The sequence below is a fragment of the Antiquaquibacter soli genome, from assembly GCF_030580675.1.
GTDB lineage: Bacteria > Actinomycetota > Actinomycetes > Actinomycetales > Microbacteriaceae > Rhodoglobus > Rhodoglobus soli.
In genome coordinates, this window is the sequence record NZ_JAUQUB010000001.1 from 383,796 (window position 1) to 404,237 (window position 20,442).

The following is a 20,442-nucleotide window of genomic DNA, read 5'->3' on the forward strand; positions in this document are numbered from 1 at the left end:
CTACGCTACTGGGCGCCGGGGACAGCGCGCGCCCGGTACTGCTCCCGGATGACCGGGCGGTAGTCCACCGCCGGTTCGGCCACGACGGGCAGATCCCAACCGGGTCGCTCGCCCGTGAGTGCCCACGCCGCCTGGGCCGCGGCGCCGCGCGCCACGTACTCGCCCGGCTCGGGGACCACGACGGGGACGTCGAACACCTGCGCCGCGATCGACTGCACGGCAGGATTCTGGGCGGCACCGCCGATGAGGAGGAGGCGCTCGGCGGTGACCCCCGCGGCGCGCAAGGCGTCGAGGCCGTCGGCGAGCCCGCACAGCAGTCCCTCGATCGCGGCGCGCGCGAGCGACGGTCGGGTAGTGGAGGAGAGGGTCATCCCGAAGAGGGTGGCCGTGGCATCCGGCAGATTCGGCGTCCGTTCGCCCTCGAAGTACGGCTGCAGCACGAGGCCGCCGGCGCCGGGCTCCGCCTCGAGGGCGAGGCGGCCGAGCTCGTCGTGGTCGACTCCGAGGAGCCCCGCGATGGAGTCGAGCACCCGCGCGGCGTTGAGCGTGGCGAGGAGCGGGAGGAAGTTGCCGGTGGCGTCGGCGAACCCTGCGACGGTGGGCACGGCGGTCGGCTCGGTCGTGACGGCGAACACGGTGCCGCTCGTGCCGATCGAGACGACGACATCGCCCGGAACGGCGCCGAGCCCGAGGGCGGCTCCCGCGTTGTCGCCCGCTCCCGCGCCGACCACCACCCCGTTCGCCTTCCCGGATGCGTCGCTCGGGCCGAGAACTCGCGGCAGAATCGCGTCGTGACCGAGAGCGGTACGCAGCAGCTCGAGGTCGTACTCTCCGGAGGAAGGGGACCAATACGAGGTGCCGCTCGCGTCGGAGCGATCGGTCGTGAGGGCGTCGAGGCGCGGGTTCTCCGGTCCGAAGCCGCGCAGCCGCCACGTGAGCCAGTCGTGGGGGAGCGCGACGGCGGCGACCCGCTCCGCGTTCTCGGGCTCCGCGTCTCGCAGCCAGCGCAGCTTCGTCGCCGTGAAGCTCGCCACCGGGTACGACCCGGTGCGCTGCACGATGTCCGGCAGCTCCCGGGCGAGCTCCTCTGCGGCGGCGGCCGAGCGGGTGTCGTTCCAGAGCAGGGCGGGGCGGATGACCCGGCCTCCCGCATCCAGAACCACCATGCCGTGCTGCTGCCCGCCGACCGACACGGCGCTCACGTCGTCGAGTCCGCCGGCCTGGGCGATCGCGTCCTGGAGGGCGACCCACCACGCCTCCGGGTCGACCTCGGTTCCGGCGGGGTGGGCGGCGCGGCCCTCGCGGACGAGGGCGCCGGTCGCGGCATCCAGCACCACGACCTTGCAGGACTGGGTCGACGAGTCGACCCCCGCGACGAGCGTCATCTACGAGCGGGCGCCGAGCAGGTGCTCGGTGGCGAGCTGCTGCAGGCGCACGAAGCCGAAGCCCTTGCCGCCGTAGTAGGCGCTCGGGTCGAAGTCCTCGAACGCGGAGCGGTCGGCGAGGAGCGCCTCGTAGCCCTCGGGGGCCGTCGGCTCGGAGAGCTCGGGCACGCGCGACGCAGCGAGCGCTTCCTGCACCTCGGGGTCGGCGCGGAACGCGGCCGCCCGCTCCTTGAGCAGCAGGTAGGTGCGCATGTTCGCGGCGGCGGAGTCCCACACGCCGGTCTCGTCCTCGGTGCGCGACGGCTTGTAGTCGAAGTGGCGCGGTCCGTCGTAGGCGGGGCCGCCGTTGGGGCCGCCGTTCTCGAGGAGGTCGACGAGGGCGAAGGCGTTGTGCAGGTCGCCGTGGCCGAAGACGAGATCCTGGTCGTACTTGATGCCGCGCTGGCCGTTGAGGTCGATGTGGTACAGCTTGCCGTGGTACAGCGCCTGGGCGATTCCGGCGGCGAAGTTGAGGCCAGCCATCTGCTCGTGGCCGACCTCGGGGTTGAGGCCGACGAGCTCGGGGCGCTCGAGCGACTCGATGAACGCGAGCGCGTGGCCGACGGTCGGCAGCAGGATGTCTCCGCGCGGCTCGTTGGGCTTGGGCTCGATCGCGAACCGGATGTCGTAGCCCTTGTCGGTCACGTAGTCGCCGAGCAGGTTGACGGCCTCGCGGTAGCGCTCGAGGGCGGCGCGGATGTCCTTGGCGGCGTCGTACTCGGCGCCCTCGCGACCACCCCACATGACGAACGTCTTGGCGCCGAGCTCGGCGGCGAGGTCGATGTTGCGCAGGACCTTGCGCAGCGCGAACCGGCGGACGGCGCGGTCGTTGGACGTGAAGCCGCCGTCCTTGAAGACGGGCGCGCTGAACAGGTTCGTCGTCACCATGGGGATGATGACGCCGGTGTCGGCGAGCGCCTGCGTGAGGCGGTCGATCTGGGTCTGGCGCTCGGCATCCGTCGATCCGAAGGCGAACAGGTCGTCGTCGTGGAAGGTGAGGCCGTAGGCGCCGAGCTCGGCGAGCTTCTCGACGGCGTGCACGACATCGAGGGCGGGGCGAGTGGGCCCGCCGAAGGGGTCGGCCCCGTTGTAGCCGATGGTCCAGAGGCCGAAGGAGAACTTGTCGGCGCGGGTGGGGGTGGGCATGTGGGGCCTCCAGGCTCATCATCGAACGAATGTTGCGCGCTCCAACATATCGCGAGTCGGGCGTCGTGCCAAGAGGCGTTTCGCGCGAGACCGCCGCGCCAGATGCCTAGGCTAGGGCGGTGAGCACCGCGTCCGCGCCCGGCCGACCCTGGCCCGATCTCCCCGAGACGGAGCGCCGGGTTCTGCTCGACCTCCTGCTGCACGGCTCGCAGGCACGGGTGCGCCTCGCGGAGCGGATCGGCCTCTCCCGGGCGAGCCTGACGCGCATCGCCCGAGGGCTCATGGATGCGGGGCTCGTGAGCGAGGGCGCGATTGTGAACTCGGGCTCACGCGGCCGGCCCGGCGAGTCCCTCGACCTGCAGCCGGACGCGGCGCGCTTCCTCGGGCTCAAGCTCACGGGGGACTCCGCGTACCTGGTCTGCACGAACCTCGCGGCCGCGGTCGTCGCGGAGGCGGAGGCCCCGCTCCCGAGCCGGGACTTCGACGAGGTGGTCGAGTTCCTCGGCCGCTTCATCGCGGACTTCGTCACGGACGGAACGCCCCCGGTGGCGCTCGGAGTGGCGGTCGCCGGTGACGTCGTCACTCGCGACGGCGAGGTGCTCCTGCAGCGCTCGAACTTCCTCGGCTGGCACGACGTGCCGCTCGCCGGCCGCCTCGAGGCGGCGACGGGCCTCCCGGTCACGATCGCGAACGACGTTCAAGCGCTCACCGGTGCGCACCACTGGTTCGGCGGCCTCCAGAAGCATCGCTCGCTCGTGGTCTTCGGTCTCGGCGCGGGAATCGGAAGCGGGGTCGTCCTGCAGGACGAGCTCCTCACCGGCACCCACGGCCGGGCCGGTCGGGTCGGGCACCATCGCCTGGATGCGGTGGGTCGGCCCTGCGAGAACGGGCACGTCGACTGCGTCCACAGCTTCGTGACGATGCCCGCGATCGCCGTCAACGCGGGCGTCGACGAGGACCGGTACGAGGATGCCCTGGCTCTCGCTCGGGCGGGCGACGCCGCGGCCGCTCGCGCCTTCGCGCTCGCCGCCGAGGCGCTGGGAATCGTCGTCGCCGATGCCGTGAACGCCTTCGATCCGGAGATCGTCTCCGTCATGGGAGAAGGTCGCGACATGGTCGAACTGGCCCCGGATCGGTTGGCGTCCGCGCTCGCCGACCACCTCGAGCAGAGCGCGCCGGAGGAGGTCGTCATCGACCTGCCGCCGTTCCAGTTCGGCCTGTACGCCCGGGGGGCCGCCGTCGCGGCCATGCGGGAGCTGCTCTCCTGACGACGTTAAATCAATATTGTTTCGTTGCTTGACAAATTCGAATCGGCGACGGATGCTTGATCCCGCGCCGCCCCGAGCGGCGTCCTGTGATCAGCCAGCGGCGGTCCGCCGCACTACAAGGAAGTAGCCACGATGAAGCGATCCGCCCTGTTCCGCGGCGTCGTCGGGACGGCCGTCCTCGCGACGGCGATCGGCCTGACGGCCTGCGCCCCCGCAGCCGAGGACGACGGCCCCGTCACCCTCACCTACTGGACCTGGGCACCCGCGGTGCCCGACGCCGTCGAGGTGTGGAACGAGCAGAACCCCGACATCCAGGTCAAGGTGGAGCAGCCCGCCGGCGCCGACGACATCATTGCGAAGGTGCTCGCCGCACAGCGCGCCGGGGAAGGCCCCGACATGTTCGCCGCCGAGTACCAGAAGGTGCCGAACCTCGTCCTGAGCGGCGCCGGGTACGACATCTCCGACCTCGTCTCCGACTTCTCGGACGAGTTCACCGACGCCAACTGGAGCCTCGTCACCGTCGGCGACGGAGTCTACGGCGTGCCCCAGGACACCGGCCCCATGGTGTACCTCTACCGCGCAGACATCTTCGAGCAGAACGGCTGGACCCCGCCGACCACGTGGGACGAGTACGCCGACCTCGCCGCGCAGGTGCGGGCCACCGGCGCCTACCTCGGCGGCTTCCCGGACGACGGCGCCACCCTCGCCGGCTACGCGATGCCCCTCGGTGCGCAGTGGTGGTCGACCGACGGCGACTCCTGGTCGGTCGACATCGACGGCGCCGAGACGACCCGCGTCGTCGACTTCTGGGAGCCGCTCGTGCGCGAGGACCTCATCTCGACCACCCACTTCTTCACGCCCGAGTGGAACACCCAGATGAACGACGGATCGATCGTCAGCTGGGCTGCTGGTGCGTGGGCGCCCGGCACGATCGCCTCCGTCGCGCCCGACACCGCCGGGCTGTGGCGCATCGCGAAGATGCCGACGTGGGACGGCGAGACCTCGGCCGGGCTCTTCGGCGGCTCGTCCGCGATGGTCGGCTCCACGACGAAGCACCCGGAGGAGGCCGTCAAGTTCCTCGAGTGGCTCAACGGCTCCGACGAGGGATCGTCGCTGCTCGCCCAGGGCGGCCTGTTCCCGGCCTCCGTCGCCGGCCAGGCGGCGCTCTCCGACCTGCCCGTGCCCGAGATGGTCTCTGGTCAGGACGACTTCTGGGAGCTCGCCGCGGACATCGCCTCCGACACCGTGAGCTTCACGTGGGGCCCGAACGTGCAGATCGCGTTCGACACCTACAGCGACACCGTGCGCGCGGCGCTCGACAGCGGCGCTCCGTTCAGCGACGCCCTCGTGGCGGCCCAGGACAAGGTCGTGAGCGACCTCAAGACGACGGGCTTCACCGTCAAGTAGCACCAACTCCGGGGCCCGGTGTGTGCGCCGGGCCCCGGCCCTTTCCCCGAACGGAGTTCCCGTGACTGTCGCGACCGCGCAGCCCCGCCATCGCATTCGGCCGAGAGTCGCCCCGTGGGCGTTCCTCGCCCCGGCGATCGTGCTGTTCACCCTCTTCCTCGTGCTGCCGATCGGCTACGCGATCTACCTGAGCTTCGTGGGCCTCCGGGTCCAGGGCGGCGCCTTCGGAACACGCCAGCAGGTGTTCGTCGGCTTCGAGAACTACATCAACGCCCTCACCGACCCCGAGCTCGTCGCATCCCTCGGCCGGCTCGCCACCTTCGGCTTCATCTCCGTGCCGATCACGCTCGGCGGCGCGCTCCTCGTCGCGCTCCTGCTCGACCTGCCCCGCGTGCGGTTCGCCCGGTTCTCCCGCACCGCGATCTTCCTGCCGTACGCCGTGCCCGGGGTCATCGCGACGCTCCTGTGGGGCTTCATGTACCTCCCGACCACGAGCCCGATCAACTATGTGCTGTCGGCGATCGGATGGCCCACCATCAACTTCCTCGGAGCGCAGGGCATCTTCGGCTCCCTCGCCAACATCGCCGTCTGGGCGAGCCTCGGCTTCAACATGATCGTCCTCTACACGGCGCTGCGCTCGATCCCCGTCGAGGTCTACGAAGCTGCGCGGCTGGATGGCGCGAGCGAGTGGCAGATCGCCCGCCTCATCAAGATCCCGCTCCTCGCCCCGGCGCTGCTGCTGACGCTCATCTTCTCGCTCATCGGCACCCTGCAGGCCTACTCCGAGCCGACGACGCTCAAGAGCATGTCGAACTCGATCTCCAACTCCTTCTTCCCGCTCATGAAGGTGTACCGCGACGCGTTCGGCGTCGACAACGTCTCGGGGGCCGCCGCCATGTCGGTCGTGCTCGCGCTCGGCACCCTCGCCGTCTCCGTAGTGCTGCTGCGCGTGCTCCAGCGCCGCACGTTCGAGGGGACCCGCTGATGACCGCCGTCGCTTCCGCCCGCCGTATCGGCTCCTCCCGCGGGACTGCCGCCCGGGGCCGCGGCACCACCCAGTGGCTGCCCACGATCATCCTGCTCGCCGCGTCCGTCTACACGCTCTTCCCGATCCTCTGGGTGGTCACCGCGTCGACGAAGACCGCCGGCGAGCTCTTCTCCACCTTCTCGCTCGCGCCCGGCACGGGTTTCCTCGAGAACCTCGTCGACCTGAGCACCTACGAGGGCGGACGCTACTGGCTGTGGGCCCTCAACTCGCTCATCTACTCCGGCGGCGGGGCGCTGCTGTCGACCCTCGTCTCGGCGCTCGCGGGCTTCGCGCTCGCGCGATACAACTTCCGCGGACGGTCGGTGGTCTTCACCGTCCTCTTCGCCGGAGTGCTGCTGCCCGGCATCACGCTCGCCATCCCCCAGTACTTCCTCGTGGCCCAAGCGGGCATCGCGAACACCTACTGGGCCGTGCTCCTGCCGAGCATCATCAACCCGTTCGGCATCTACCTCGCGACGATCTACGCGCAAGGCGCCGTTCCCGAGGAGACGATCGAGGCGGCGCGCATCGACGGCGCGTCGGAGTGGCGCATCTTCCGCTCCATCGCCCTGCCCATGATGGCGCCGGGCCTCGTGACAGTCTTCATGCTGCAGTTCATCGGCATCTGGAACAACTTCCTGCTGCCCTTCATGATGCTGAGCGACGAGTCGAAGTTCCCGCTCACGACCGGCCTCTACATGCTGCTCAACCGCGGCACCGGAACTCCCGTGCTGTACACCTACGCCATCATGGGGGCCCTGCTCTCGATCATCCCCCTCGTGATCCTCATGCTCGTGCTCCAGCGCTACTGGAAGCTCGAGCTGCTCAGCGGAAGCCTCAAGGGCTGACGGAACAACGGAAGACGATGCACGACCACTTCACCTCGCACGCCGCCGACCTCTCCGGTCCGCGGTCGTTCCCCTCGATCGCCGACGGATTCGCGCTCGGCGGCGACTACAGTCCCGAGCAATGGCCGGAGGAGGTCTGGCAGGAGGACGTCGCCCTCATGCGGCGCGCCGGCGTGAACTCCGTCAACCTCGGGGTGTTCTCCTGGGGACTGCTCGAGGTCGCCGACGGCGAGTACGACTGGGGATGGCTCGACCGCGCCATGGACCTCCTGCACGAGAACGGCATCGGCGTGAACCTGGCCACGCCGACCGCCGCGCCCCCGATGTGGCTCCTGCAGGCGCATCCCGAGATCGCCACCGTCGACGAGTTCGGCGTCCGCACGTCGCAGGGCGGGAGACTGGCGTGGAGCCCGAGTTCGGCGACCTTCCGGCGCTTCGCCCTGCGTTTCGTGCGTGCGCTCGCCGAGCGCTACGGCTCGCACCCGGCCCTGCGACTGTGGCACGTGAGCAACGAGATCGGCAACGAGAACGCGCGCTGCTACAGCGACGAGACCGCGCTCGCCTGGCAGTCGTGGCTCGAGGCGCGGTTCGGCAGCATCGACGCCCTCAACCAGGCGTGGGGCACCGCGTTCTGGGGCCACCACTACACGTCGTTCTCGCAGGTGCTGCCGCCCCGGCACGCGCGCACCTCGCACAACCCGGGCCTCCTCCTCGATTTCGAGCGGTTCACCTCGGATGCCCTGCTCGGGCACTACCTGGCCGAGCGCGCCGTGCTGCGGGAGGTGACCCCCGACATCCCCATCACCACCAACTTCATGATCATGAACAACCCGGGAGTGGCCGACTACCGCCGGTGGGCCGAGGAGGTCGACCTCGTCGCCAACGACCACTACACGATCGGTGCCGACCCGGAGCGCCACGGGGAGCTGTCGTTCTCCGCCGACCGCGCCCGCGGGGTCGCCCAGGGGCGGCCGTGGCTGCTCATCGAGCACTCCACGAGCGCCGTCAACTGGCAGCCCGTCAACCGGGCGAAGTCGGCGGGCGAACTCGCGCGCAACAGCCTCGCGCACATCGCCCGGGGCGCCGACGGCGCGCTGTTCTTCCAGTGGCGGGTGTCCGCGGCCGGGTCGGAGCAGTTCCACTCGGGCATCGTTCCGCACGCCGGGGCCGACTCGAAGATCTACCGCGAGGTGGAGGCGCTCGGCGCGGTGCTGCGGGCGATCGCGCCCGTCGCGGGGAGCACCGTCGAGAGGGCCCGGCTGGGCATCCTCTTCGATTGGGAGTCCGCCGCGGCGTGGCGCTCCGGCAACAAGCCGACGCGCTCCATCGGCTACCTCGACCTGCCGCTCGCGCTGCACCGCGCCCTCACCCGACGCGGGATCGCCGCGGAAGTGGTGCGTCCTCAGGAGGGGCTCGACGGCTTCGACCTCGTGCTCGTGCCCACGCTCTACCTCGCGGCGCCGGGCGTCGCCGAGCAGCTCGGCGAATTCGCGCGTGCCGGCGGGCACGTGCTCGTGAGCTACCTCTCCGGCATCGTCGACGACGCCAACCGAGTCATCACCGGGGGGTATCCCGGCGCCTACCGAGACCTGCTCGGCGTCCGGGTCGAGGAGTTCTACCCGCTCTTCGAGGGCGAATCGGTCTCGCTCGACTCCGGCGCGACCGCCACGACGTGGACCGAGCTGCTGCGCGCAGAGGGGGCCGAGGTGCTCGCGCGCTACGCCACCGGCGAGCTCGCGGGGCACCCCGCCGTGACGCGAGCGCGCGTGGGTGCGGGAAGCGCGACCTACCTGTCGGCGGGGTTGGATGCTGCGGGCATCCAGTCGCTCGTCGACGACCTCGTCGCGCTCGCCGGGGTCGCTCCCGTCGCCGACGTCGACGAGGGCATCGAGGTCACTCGGCGGCGCTCGGCCGACCGGTCGTATCTCTTCCTCATCAACCACACCGGCGAGGACCTCGAGGCGCGCGCCAGCGGCACGGACCTCGTCAGCGGGGCCGTCCACTCGGGCGTCGTGTCCGTCGCCGCGGGAGCGGTCGTCGTTCTCGAGGAGGCCGCGCGATGAAGTTCACCGACGGCTTCTGGCAGCTGCGGCCCGGCGTGACCGCGCTCTACGCCTCCGAGGCGTACGACCTCGTCGCCAGCGACGGCCGCCTCGTCGTGACCGCGCCGACGAAGGTCATCGAGCGCCGCGGTGACACCCTCAACCGCCCGGTGCTCACGGTGACGCTGACCTCGCCGCTCGAGGGCGTCATCGGCGTGCGCATCGAGCACTTCTCCGGGGGCCGCGAGGAGATCGGCTTCGATCTGGTGGGCGCCGAGCCCGGTCACGGCGACGCCGAGGTCGTCGGGGATGCCGGGCTCCTGAGAAGCGGAGACCTCACCGCCCGCGTGACGCGGGGTGCCCCCTGGAACCTCGAGTTCCTCTCCGGGGAAACGCGGCTCACCGGGAGCGGCCACAAGGCGCAGGCCTACCTCCAGCTCGCCTCTGACGCGCAGGTCGACCCGGGCCCCGTCGGCAACGCTCGCGCCCGCACGGATGGCCCGCGCTCGCACACCTATCTCCACGAGCAGCTCGACCTCGGCGTCGGCGAGCTCGTCTACGGCCTCGGCGAGCGTTTCGGCCCGCTCGTGAAGAACGGCCAGACGGTCGACGTGTGGAACGCCGACGGCGGCACGTCGAGCGAGCAGGCCTACAAGAACGTGCCGTTCTACCTCAGCAACCGCGGCTACGGCGTGCTCGTCGACCACCCCGGGCACGTCTCGTTCGAGGTCGGCTCGGAGGCGGTCGAGCGAGTGCAGTTCTCTGTCTCGGGGGAGTCGCTGCAGTACTACGTCATCGGCGGGGGCGCTCCGGCGGAGGTGATCGACCGGTACACGAGGTTGACGGGCCGGCCGGCATCCGTGCCCGCCTGGTCGTATGGGCTGTGGCTCTCGACGAGCTTCACGACCGACTACGACGAGGCCACGGTCACGTCGTTCATCGATGCGATGGCCGAGCACCGCGTGCCGCTGTCGGTGTTCCACTTCGACTGCTTCTGGATGCGCGAGTTCAACTGGACGGACTTCGAGTGGGACTCGCGCACTTTTCCGGACCCCGAGGGGATGCTCGAGCGCCTGCACGCGAAGGACCTCCGCGTGTGCGTCTGGATCAACCCGTACATCGCGCAGCGCGCGCCGCTCTTCGCGGAGGCGAAGGAGCTCGGCTACCTCGTCACCCGGCCGAACGGCGACGTGTGGCAGTGGGACCTGTGGCAGGCCGGCATGGGCTTCGTGGACTTCACGAACCCCGACGCGAAGCGCTGGTACCAGGACAAGCTGCGCGCGCTCCTCGACCAGGGGGTCGACGCGTTCAAGACGGACTTCGGCGAGCGCATCCCGCTCGACGTCGAGTACTTCGACGGCTCGAGCCCGGAGCGCATGCACAACTGGTACACCCAGCTCTACAACCAGGCCGTGTTCGAGGTGCTCGAGGAGCGGCGGGGCTCCGGGGAAGCGGTGCTCTTCGCCCGCTCCGCGACCGTCGGCGGCCAGCGCCTGCCGGTGCACTGGGGCGGCGACTCGACCTCGACGTTCGACTCGATGGCGGAGACCCTGCGCGGCGGCCTGTCCCTCGCGATGAGCGGGTTCGCGTTCTGGAGCCACGACATCGGGGGATTCGAGGGGATGCCCGACCCGGCTGTCTTCAAGCGCTGGGTCGCGTTCGGGCTGCTCTCCAGTCACTCCCGCCTGCACGGCTCGAGCTCCTACCGGGTGCCGTGGGCGTTCGACGAGGAGGCCGTCGAGATCACGCGGCGCTTCGCGTCGCTCAAGCTCTCGCTCATGCCGTACTTGCTCGCCGCCGGAGCTGAGGCGACGCGGTCGGGCATCCCGCTCATGCGTCCGATGGCGCTCGCGTTTCCGGATGACCCGGCGACCGCGTACCTCGACCGCCAGTACCTGCTCGGGTCGGATCTGCTGGTCGCGCCGGTGCTCACGGCGACGGGGGAGGTGGAGTTCTACGTGCCCGAGGGCCGGTGGACGAGCCTGCTCTCCGGGGAGACGCGCGTCGGGCCGAGGTGGTACCGGGAGACTCACGGCTTCGACTCGCTGCCGCTCTACGTGCGGGAGGGCGCGGTGCTGCCGATCGGCGCTCGCGACGACCGGCCCGACTACGACTACCTCGACGGGCTGACCCTCGAGGTCTATCCGGGCGGGTCCGGGTCGAGCGAACTGCGGGTCGTGCAGCCCGACGGAGTCGAGGCGGTGTTCGCCGTGGAGAGGTCGGCGGACCGCGTGCGCGTCTCCGGAGCCCCCGGCTCGTGGGGAGCGCGCCTCGCCGGCGGTGAGCGCATCGACTCGGTCGACGGTCGGCTCGAGCTCGAGCTCGATTAGCCCAGCGACGTCGGGTCGGCGAGAACCGGCGCGACGGCGAGCTCGGCTGCCCCGATGAGCAGCCGGTCCTCGCCGAGCGCGGCCGGCAGCACGTCGACGCCCTCGAACGCCGAGGCCACGCTCGAGGCCTCGACGAGCCGCTCGAGCGCGGGGGACTCCCACTCCAGGAGGGTGGCGAGGAAGCCGCCGAGGACCACGCGCTCCGGGTTGAACACGTTGACGGCGTTCGCGAGCGCAACGGCGAGGATGCGCTGCTGCCGCTCGACCTCGGCCGCAACGGCGGGCGACGACGATGCCAGCATGTGCTCGCGGAGGGTCGGCTCGTCGGCGGTGTCGAGGCCGACGGTCGCGAGCAGCCGCGCGCGGCTGACCTCGTCCTCGAGCACCCCGGCGGGCGTCGAGCGATCGTCGGCGTCCCGCAGCCCCGGGCGGTTCTGACCGAACTCGCCCGCGTAGCCGTGGGCCCCGCCGAGGGGATGCCCCCGCACGATTACTCCGCCGCCGATGCCGCTCGCACCGCCGTTGAGGTACACGAGCTCCTCGACGCCGCGACCCGCGCCGAACAGCCACTCCGCACGGGCGCCGAGCGTGGCGTCGTTGCCCGCGAAGGTGGGCAGCCCGAGGGCGTCGCCGACGACGTCCGGGAGCGGCACGTCGCGCCAGTCGAGGTGCGGCGCCCAGCGCACGAGCCCGTCGCGGGAGCGGACGAGTCCCGGCACGGCGAGGCCGACACCGAGGATGCGCGGGCGGGAGCCCTCCTGATCGAGCAGCCGCTCGGTCAACTCGGCGATGATGCGAGCCGTCTCCTCCGGGGTGGGCGGGGCCGGGACATCCTGCCGCACTCGGCCGCGCACGCGAGCGTCGAGCCCGACGATGCCGACGGTGACGGCATCCACCTCGGGGTTCGCGCTGACAACCGCGACGTCCTTCGCCGGCTCGACGCGCGGCGATGGTCGACCGACCCGATTGCTCGACGCCGGGTCGGTCTCGGTCACGAGCCCGAGCGCTTCGAGCTCGGCGACGAGCGCGCCGATCGTGGATCGGTTGAGCCCGGTGAGCGCGGTCAGCTCGGCTCGGGAGGGCGCACCGCCGCGGTGGACGAGCTCGAGCACGGCGGAGAGGTTTCGCCGCCGGACGCTCTCGCCGGGTGCGCTCGCCATCCGTTTACCTTAGCCAGAACTCACGCGGGCGGCGCCGTCGTGCCGCGAGGCACCAGGCGGGTCGTGAGCCGGACGTGCTGGGACGGCGGCTCGCGCCCCTCCATGAGGGCGACGAGGATGTCCGCGGCGGCACCGCCGAGCGCCTGCATCCCCTGCTTGACGGTGCTGAGCGGGGGATTGGTGCGAGCCGCTTCGGGGATGTCGTCGAAGCCGACCACGGAGACATCCCCGGGGATCGACAGCCCGAGCGCCGCCGCCGACTCCATGGTCGCGATGGCGGAGAGGTCGTTGGCGGCGAACACGGCGGTCGGCCGGTCGGAGCGCGAAAGCATCTCCGTCGCCGTCTCGCGCGAGATGTCGTGCTCGTAGAGGCCGACCCGCACGAGGGAGGGGTCGAACGGGATGCCGGCGTCCGAGAGCGCCTGCCGGTACCCGGCCTCGCGGAGGCGGGAGGAGCGCAAGTCGGGGCGGCCGGCGACGTAGCCGATGCGCCGGTGCCCGAGCCCGATGAGGTGGCCCACGGCGTCGAGGGCGCCCCCGAAGCTGTCGGACTCGACGGTGGGCAGCCCCGCCGGTCCGGTATGCGGGTCGATCGCGACGACCGGCACGTCGGCGGCGACGTCGAGCACCGTTGGAGTGACGAGTATGGCCCCGTCGATGAGGGTGCCGCTGAGTCGCGAGAGCGACCGGCGCTCCCAGCCCGCGCTACTGTGCTGGCGCGTTCCGCTGTACGCCATGAGCTCGTAGCGCGACCCCCGGAGCACGCCGGCGACGCCCTTGAGGACTTCCGCGCTGAACGGCTCGAAGTCGGGCACGAGGATGCCGATCACGCCCGTGCGGTGCGACCGCATACTGCTCGCGACGAGGGATGTCTCGTAGCCGAGCTGCTCGACGACCTGCATGACCCTCTCGGCCGTGGCCGCCGCGACGCCGTACCTCCCGTTGACCGCTTTCGAGACGGTGGCGACGGAGACGCCGGCTTCGCGAGCCACGTCGGAGATGGAAACTCGTCGCCTCATGCGCATCACTATAGGCTTCGAAAAGGTTATCGAAAACGTTTGACACTTTTCCGAGGCGGCAGAGATACTCGCCTCACCGCAGCATGGCAGCCGCGGTAGCGACGAGCGCCACTCGTCGCGGGTCGGACGCAATCGCATCCGCTGACAGCACGGATCCCCCGGGATCGACTTCACCGGCATCGACGCCGATGCCGCTCAACGAGGAGACAGGAAGGCACATGAAGGCACGCAAGCTACTCGCAGGCACCGCTCTCGTCGCCGCGGGCGCACTCGCCCTCGGCGGTTGCACGGCCGGAGGCGACTCCGGTGACGGCAGCGTCACGATGACGCTGTGGCACAACTCCACCACCGGCCCCGGCCAGCAGTTCTGGGTCGATACCGTCGCCGACTTCGAGGCCGAGAACCCCGGAGTCACGATCGAGATCCAGGCGATCCAGAACGAGGACCTCGACGGCAAGCTCCAGACCGCGCTCAACTCGGGCGACGCGCCCGACATCTTCCTGCAGCGCGGCGGCGGCAAGATGGCCGCGATGGTCGCGGCCGGCCAGCTCAAGGACCTCACCGGCAAGCTGTCCGACACGGCCACGAGCGAGATCTCGGAGGGCTCCTTCTCCGCGAACTCCCTCGACGGCAAGCTGTGGGCGATGCCTATCGCGGTCCTTCCCGGCGGTCTCTTCTACAGCCAGGACCTCTTCGACCAGGCCGGCATCACCGAGAACCCCACGACGTTCGACGAGCTCGACACGGCCGTCGACCAGCTCAAGGCGATCGGTGTCGCGCCCGTCGCGGTTGGAGCGAAGGACGCCTGGCCTGCTGCCTTCTGGTACTACTTCTCCGCACTGCGCGAGTGCAGCCCCGAGACTCTCGCCTCCACGGCGGAGAGCCTCGTCTTCGACGACGACTGCTGGCTGCGCGCGGCCGAGGACGTCGCGGACTTCGCCGCGACCGAGCCGTTCAACGAGGGCTTCCTCACCACCTCGGCCCAGCAGGGCGCCGGCAGCTCGGCGGGTCTCCTCGCCAACCACCAGGCGGGCATGGAGCTCATGGGGGCGTGGAACCCGGGCGTGATCGCCTCGCTCACCCCGGACCAGAAGCCGCTGCCGGACCTCGCGTGGTTCCCGTTCCCGGAGATCGACGGCGGTGACGGCGAGCCCGGTTCGATCCTCGCGGGCGTCGACGGCTACTCGTGCCACGTGGACGCGCCCGACGCGTGCGTCGACTTCCTCAACTACCTCGCGACGTCGGACGTGCAGAAGGCGTACTACGCCGCTTACAACGCCCCGGTCGTCAACACGGTCGCGCAGGAGGTCATCACCGAGCCGTACCTCAAGCAGATCCTCGAGGCCTACAACGCGGCGCCGTTCGTCTCGCCGTGGCTCGACACGGTCTACGGCCAGAACGTCGGCAACGCGCTCAACGTCGCGGTCGTCGACCTGCTCGCCGGCAAAACCGACCCCGCCGGGCTCGTCGAGGCCGTCAACGCCGCGGCAGCGAAGGGCTGAGTGAGACACAGATGACCGATCGCGAGCTCATCAGCCCGGCTGCGGGCGGCTCGCCAGCGATCATCGAGGCCGACGGGGGCAGTGCGCGTGCGCTGCCCCCGTCGCGCCCGTCGCGCCGGAAGTCCCTGTGGGGCATCCGGCTCGAGATCCTCCTGCTGGCGGGACCCGCGGTGCTTGTCTTCCTGGCCTTCGTCATCCTGCCGGTGGTCATGGCGGGCTACTACGGCTTCTTCCGCTGGCAGGGGTACGGCATCCCGACCGACTTCGTCGGGCTGCAGAACTACCTGACGATCATCCAGGACCCCGACTTCCACGAAGCGCTCTGGCACAACATCGTCATCGTCGTGCTCTCCCTGGTGCTTCAGGCGCCGATCGCCATCGGCCTCGCGCTTCTTCTCAATCGCCGGATGAAGGGCCAATCGGTCATCCGCGTGCTCATCTTCGTGCCGTACGTCATCTCCGAGGTCGTCGTCGGTACCGGGTGGGGGCTCATGCTGCAGAGCCGGGGAGCGGTGAACGCGTTTCTCGAGAACATCGGGCTCGGCGCGTTCACGCAGGACTGGATCTCGAACCCCGACATCGCGATCTGGACGCTCATGGGCATCCTGGTCTGGAAGTACGTCGGCTTCGCCGTCATCATCATCCTCGCCGGGCTGCAGGGCATCCCGAACGAGCTCTTCGAGGCGGCGGCGATCGACGGCGCGTCCTACTGGCAGATCCAGCGGCGGATCACCCTGCCGCTCCTCGGACCGACCCTGCGCATCTGGGCGTTCCTGTCGATCATCGGCGCGCTGCAGCTGTTCGATCTCGTCTACATCATCTGGGGCCAGTACATCGCGTCGACCGCGGGCACCTCGACGATGGCGACCTACATGGTCTCCAACGGTCGCAACGCCGGCAACTTCGGCTACGGCAACGCCGTGGCCGTCGTGATGTTCATCATCTCGCTGGGGGTCGCGCTCGCGTACCAGCGAATCGTCTTGCGCCGCGATACCGCCGGCGCGCTCACCGGGAGATCGAAGCGATGACGACCACCACCGCACCCCGCGGTCTGCGCCGCTCGAGCGACCTGCCCTGGGGCAACCCGCTCGTGTACCTGATCGCCGCGCTTGTCATCACGGCGATGCTCGGGCCGATCGTCTACATCATCATCGGCGGCTTCCGCACGAACTCCCAGATCACGGTCGACCCGGCTGGCTGGCCCGACCCGTGGAACATCGCCAACTACCTCGACGTGCTCGGCGGCGGCATCTTCTGGCGCCAAGTGCTCAACTCGACGATCACCGCCGCGGCGACGACGCTCGGCGTGCTGGCCCTCTCGCTCGCCGCGAGCTACGTCATCGCGCGGTACCGGTTCCGCGGTGCGGGGGCGCTGTACGTGCTCTTCGCGTCGGGGCTGATGTTCCCGCTCACGGTCGCGATCACTCCTCTCTATATCGTGGTGCGCAATCTCGGGCTCATGAACTCGCTCGGCGGGGTCATCGTGCCGCAGATCGCGTTCGGGCTCGCGCAAGCGGTGATCATCCTCGTGCCGTTCCTTCGAGCGATCCCCGACGAGATCGAGGAGGCCGCGTCCATCGACGGCGCGGGGCGGCTCGCGTTCTTCTGGCGGATGGTCGTGCCGCTCTCGCTGCCCGGAGTGATCACGGTGGGCATCCTCGTCTTCATCAACAGCTGGAACAGCTACCTGCTGCCCCTGTTCATCCTCAACAACGAGGCATCCTTCACGCTGCCGCTCGGGGTGCAGGCGTTCTCGTCGCAGTACTCGGTCGACACGGCGAAGGTGCTCGCGTTCACCTCCCTCTCCATGCTGCCGGCCCTCGTCTTCTTCAGCGTCTTCGAGCGCCGCATCGTCGGCGGACTCACCGGCGCGGTGAAGGGATGACCCCGTGACCCAGCCCGTCGAAAGAACCACCGTGACCCCACCCCATGTGCCCGCCGTCTCCGCCCGCGTCTCGGAGCTGCTCGCCCGCATGACCCTCGACGAGAAGCTCGCGCAGCTCGTGGGCTTCTGGGTCGACCACGGCGGCGAGGTCGTGGCGCCGCTCGCCGGCGAGATGCCGACATCGCGCGCCCTCGACGAGTCGACCGTGCACGGCATCGGGCACCTCACGCGCGTCTACGGCACTCGGCCGGTCGACCCGGTCGAGCGGGCGCGGTGGCTGTGGGACCGGCAGAGGGTCCTTCGCACTCAGACGAGGCTCGGCATCCCGGCGCTCGTCCACGAGGAGATCCTCACCGGGCTCGCCGCGTGGAAGGCCGCGACGTTCCCGACGCCGCTCGCGTGGGGCGCCGCGTTCGACCCGGGCCTCGTACAGGAGGTCGGAGCGGCGATCGGCGGCTCGATGCGGGAGCTCGGCATCCACCAGGGGCTCGCCCCCGTGCTCGACGTCATCCGCGACCCGCGCTGGGGTCGCGTCGACGAGTGCATCGGCGAAGACCCCTACCTCGTCGGGATGATCGGCACCGCCTACGTGCGCGGCGTTCAGTCGGCGGGGGTGGATGCCACGGTCAAGCACTTCCTCGGCTACTCGGGCTCCCAGTCCGGCCGCAACCACGCCCCCGTCCACGCGGGACCGCGCGAGGTCGCCGACGTCTTCCTCGTGCCGTTCGAGATGGCGATCCGCGACGGCGGCGCAGCCTCGGTGATGAACTCCTACTCGGAGATCGACGGCATCCCCGTTGCCGCTTCTCCGGAGGTGCTCGGCGACCTCCTGCACGACCGGCTCGGCTTCGACGGAGTCGTCGTGTCGGACTACTTCTCCGTGCGGTTCCTCGAGCTCATGCACGCCGTCGCCGAGGATGCCGGGGCCGCCGCAGCGATCGCCCTCGAGGCGGGCATCGACGTCGAGCTGCCCACGGGCGACACGTACCTGGAACCGCTCGCGGAGCGCATCCGCTCTGGCGCGACGGACATCGCCTTCGTCGATCGCGCCGTGCTGCGCGTGCTCGCGCAGAAGGAGCGGTTGGGGCTCCTCGACGACGACTTCTCAACCCCGCCCGAGTCCGTCGAGCTGGACTCGCCGCGCCACCGCGAGCTGGCGCGCCGCCTGGCAGAGGAGTCGATCGTGCTCCTGAGAAACGACGGGGTGCTGCCGCTGGCGCGAGACAGCGTGCGCCGCGTCGCCGTCATCGGTCCCAACGCCGACCGGCCCGAGGCTCTCATGGGCTGCTACTCCTTCGTCAACCACGTTCTCGCGCACCACCCCGGCGTCGAGGCCGGGTTCGACATCCCCTCCGTGCTCGACGCGCTTCGAGCCGCCCTGCCCGGCACGCAGGTCGTCCACTCGGTCGGCTGCGACGTCGAGGGCGACGACCGGTCGGGGTTCGCGGCGGCCGCGGAGGAGGCTCGGGACGCGGATGTCGCGATCATCGTGCTCGGCGACCAGGCGGGCCTGTTCGGCCGTGGCACAGTGGGCGAGGGCAACGACGTCGAGTCGCTGGACCTGCCGGGGGTGCAGCGAGAGCTCGTCGAGGCCGTCGTCGCGACGGGCACCCCCGTCGTCGCCGTGTTCCTCACCGGCCGGCCGTACGCCATCGAGTGGGCCGTCTCCGGAGACGCCGCCCCGGGCGCCGCTTTCCAGTCCTTCTTCCCCGGCGAGGAGGGCGGCGCGGCGCTCGCGGCCCTGATCGTCGGCGACGCGGTCCCGTCCGGCCGGCTGCCGGTCTCCCTCCCGCGATCGGCGGGGGCCCAGCCCTACTCCTACCTGCACCCGGTGCTCGGCGGGCCGACCGAGGTCACGAGCGTCGACGCGCGGCCGGTGCTGCCCTTCGGTCACGGACTGTCCTACACGACCTTCACGCACTCCGGTCTCGCGGCGGAGGAGATCGCCCCGACGTCGGGCGAGATCAGGGCGTCCGTCGTCGTGCGCAACACCGGATCGCGGGCCGCCACCGACGTCGTGCAGCTCTACGGCCGGGACCCGGTCGCATCGGTCACCCGCCCCGTCGCGCAGCTGCTCGCCTTCGAGCGGGTCGAGCTCGAGCCCGGCCAGGAGGCGGTGGTGCGGTTCACGGTGCCGACCGCGCGGCTGGCATTCTCGGATGCCCGGCTCCAGCGCATCGTCGAGCCCGGCTCGATCGAGCTCTGGGTGGGTCCGAACTGCGAGGAGCGCGAGACGGAGTCGAGCGTGGTGCTCGTCGGGGACGTTCACCGAGTCACCCCGCTCGACCCGCGGATCTCCACCGTGGAGGTCGTGCGCGGCTGATCGCTCGTCGCGGCGGCATGATGGAGTCGTGACGACCGGCGACAGGCCCTCGAGCGCGCCCACGATGGGCGACGTCGCCCATCGTGCCGGTGTCTCGCAGATGACGGTCTCGAATGTGGTGAACGGGCGCACCGCGCGCGTCGGTGCCGCGACTCGTGCGCGGGTTCTCGCCGCGATCGAGGAGCTGGGCTACCGCGTGAACGTGAGCGCCAGCCGGCTGCGATCGGGGCGAACCGGTGTCGTGGCGCTTGCTGTGCCCGACTTCTCCCTCGCCTACTACGCCGAGTTCGCGGAGCGGCTCGCCGTCCGGTTCGCCGAAGCGGGTCTGCGGCTCGTCCTCGAGCACACCGCGGGACGCCGCGAGAGCGAACTCGCGACGGTGGAGCGCGGCCACCTCGACCAGTACGACGGCCTCGCGCTCGTTCTGGCCGCGGGCGATGCCGAGGAGGTTGCGCGGCGGCATCCCGGTCGTCCCGTCGTGATCGTGGGCGAGCGGGAGGTCTCGAGCTCCCTCGACCACGTCGTGATGGACAATGTCGGGGGAGCGCGCGCCGCCACCGAGTACCTGCTCTCCACGGGCGCGCGCCGCATTGCTGTGCTCGGCGCGCAGCCCGGCGGCCCTGTCTCGATGGCGTCGTTGCGCACCCGCGGCTATCTCGAGGCGATCGCCGCCGCAGGGGTAGCGCCGGACGCGCGGCTCCTCGTCGGGGGAGGGGTGGGCTTCGATGACGGGGCACGATCGGCCGCCGCCCTGATCGCCGAGGGCGCGATCCCGGAGGCCCTGCTCGCGCTCACCGACGAGACGGCCCTCGGCGCGCTCCACACCCTCGCTGCCGCCGGTATCGATGTCCCCGGTCGTGTCCAGGTGGTGGGCTGGGACGGGACGCGCGCCGGCCGGTTCGCGACGCCCGCGCTCACGACGGTGGACCCGGACAACGACGCCATCGCCGACGCTGTCGTGCGCCTCCTCGCCCGCCGCATTCACGCGGACGGTCCGGTGCCGCGCGAGATCGTCATGCCCGCCGCGCGGTTGGTCCGTCGCGGCACGACCCTCTGACGGG

The 20,442-nt window shown here is 70.7% G+C and carries 15 protein-coding genes; 11 read left to right on the forward strand and 4 right to left on the reverse strand.

All coding sequences use genetic code 11. The features are described 5' to 3' along the window. Positions 1 to 5: 5 nt before the first annotated feature. Both xylB and xylA read right to left on the reverse strand, forming a co-directional pair. Positions 6 to 1,385, reverse strand: coding sequence for a xylulokinase (gene xylB, locus Q5716_RS01940; protein WP_305001404.1), 1,380 nt, complete (start codon positions 1,383 to 1,385; stop codon positions 6 to 8). Further along, positions 1,386 to 2,570, reverse strand: coding sequence for a xylose isomerase (gene xylA, locus Q5716_RS01945; protein ID WP_305001405.1), 1,185 nt, complete (start codon positions 2,568 to 2,570; stop codon positions 1,386 to 1,388). It abuts the gene before it with no gap. 119 nt (positions 2,571 to 2,689) lie between these two features. On the opposite strand from xylA, the gene Q5716_RS01950 reads away from it, so the two are divergent. The 6 genes from Q5716_RS01950 to yicI all read left to right on the forward strand — a co-directional run bounded on the left by Q5716_RS01950 (position 2,690) and on the right by yicI (position 11,492). After that, a complete protein-coding gene (locus Q5716_RS01950) occupies positions 2,690 to 3,838 on the forward strand; it encodes an ROK family transcriptional regulator (protein ID WP_305001406.1) in 1,149 nt (382 codons plus the stop codon). Positions 3,839 to 3,970: 132 nt separating this feature from the next. Continuing rightward, positions 3,971 to 5,245, forward strand: a complete 1,275-nt coding sequence (locus tag Q5716_RS01955; protein WP_305001407.1) for an extracellular solute-binding protein — start codon at positions 3,971 to 3,973, stop codon at positions 5,243 to 5,245. A gap of 61 nt (positions 5,246 to 5,306) precedes the next feature. Continuing rightward, a complete protein-coding gene (locus Q5716_RS01960; RefSeq protein ID WP_305001408.1) occupies positions 5,307 to 6,230 on the forward strand; it encodes a carbohydrate ABC transporter permease in 924 nt (307 codons plus the stop codon). Then, the gene (locus Q5716_RS01965) at positions 6,230 to 7,120 is read left to right on the forward strand and encodes a carbohydrate ABC transporter permease (RefSeq protein ID WP_305001409.1); all 891 of its coding nucleotides are present in this window, start codon (positions 6,230 to 6,232) and stop codon (positions 7,118 to 7,120) included. The genes Q5716_RS01960 and Q5716_RS01965 overlap by 1 nt, the downstream gene beginning before the upstream one ends. A 17-nt stretch (positions 7,121 to 7,137) precedes the next feature. Next, entirely contained in the window at positions 7,138 to 9,183 is a 2,046-nt protein-coding gene (locus tag Q5716_RS01970; RefSeq protein ID WP_305001410.1) for a beta-galactosidase, read from the forward strand. Continuing rightward, positions 9,180 to 11,492, forward strand: coding sequence for an alpha-xylosidase (gene yicI, locus Q5716_RS01975; protein WP_305001411.1), 2,313 nt, complete (start codon positions 9,180 to 9,182; stop codon positions 11,490 to 11,492). Before Q5716_RS01970 ends, yicI begins: the two co-directional genes overlap by 4 nt. Here the strand turns inward: yicI and Q5716_RS01980 are convergent. Continuing rightward, complete coding sequence (locus tag Q5716_RS01980; protein ID WP_305001412.1) at positions 11,489 to 12,652, reverse strand: ROK family transcriptional regulator; 1,164 nt, start codon at positions 12,650 to 12,652, stop codon at positions 11,489 to 11,491. The two genes, yicI and Q5716_RS01980, sit on opposite strands and share 4 nt — an antisense overlap. A 20-nt stretch (positions 12,653 to 12,672) precedes the next feature. Beyond that, positions 12,673 to 13,671 carry a LacI family DNA-binding transcriptional regulator gene (locus Q5716_RS01985; RefSeq protein WP_305001413.1) on the reverse strand — a complete coding sequence of 333 codons (999 nt, stop codon included), beginning with the start codon at positions 13,669 to 13,671 and terminating at the stop codon, positions 12,673 to 12,675. A gap of 218 nt (positions 13,672 to 13,889) precedes the next feature. Between Q5716_RS01985 and Q5716_RS01990 the strand changes: the two genes are divergently transcribed. Genes Q5716_RS01990 through Q5716_RS02010 form a run of 5 tightly spaced genes read left to right on the forward strand, consistent with a single transcriptional unit; the run spans position 13,890 to position 20,438 of the window. Then, entirely contained in the window at positions 13,890 to 15,173 is a 1,284-nt protein-coding gene (locus Q5716_RS01990) for an extracellular solute-binding protein (protein ID WP_305001414.1), read from the forward strand. Positions 15,174 to 15,184: 11 nt separating this feature from the next. Continuing rightward, positions 15,185 to 16,201 carry a carbohydrate ABC transporter permease gene (locus tag Q5716_RS01995; RefSeq protein ID WP_305001415.1) on the forward strand — a complete coding sequence of 339 codons (1,017 nt, stop codon included), beginning with the start codon at positions 15,185 to 15,187 and terminating at the stop codon, positions 16,199 to 16,201. Continuing rightward, complete coding sequence (locus tag Q5716_RS02000) at positions 16,198 to 17,058, forward strand: carbohydrate ABC transporter permease (protein WP_305001416.1); 861 nt, start codon at positions 16,198 to 16,200, stop codon at positions 17,056 to 17,058. The genes Q5716_RS01995 and Q5716_RS02000 overlap by 4 nt, the downstream gene beginning before the upstream one ends. A 4-nt stretch (positions 17,059 to 17,062) precedes the next feature. Continuing rightward, positions 17,063 to 19,381: a beta-xylosidase/alpha-l-arabinosidase gene (locus Q5716_RS02005; protein ID WP_491047336.1), complete on the forward strand. Its 2,319-nt coding sequence runs from the start codon at positions 17,063 to 17,065 to the stop codon at positions 19,379 to 19,381. A 28-nt stretch (positions 19,382 to 19,409) separates the two neighbouring features. Further along, complete coding sequence (locus Q5716_RS02010) at positions 19,410 to 20,438, forward strand: LacI family DNA-binding transcriptional regulator (RefSeq protein ID WP_305001417.1); 1,029 nt, start codon at positions 19,410 to 19,412, stop codon at positions 20,436 to 20,438. Positions 20,439 to 20,442: the final 4 nt, after the last annotated feature.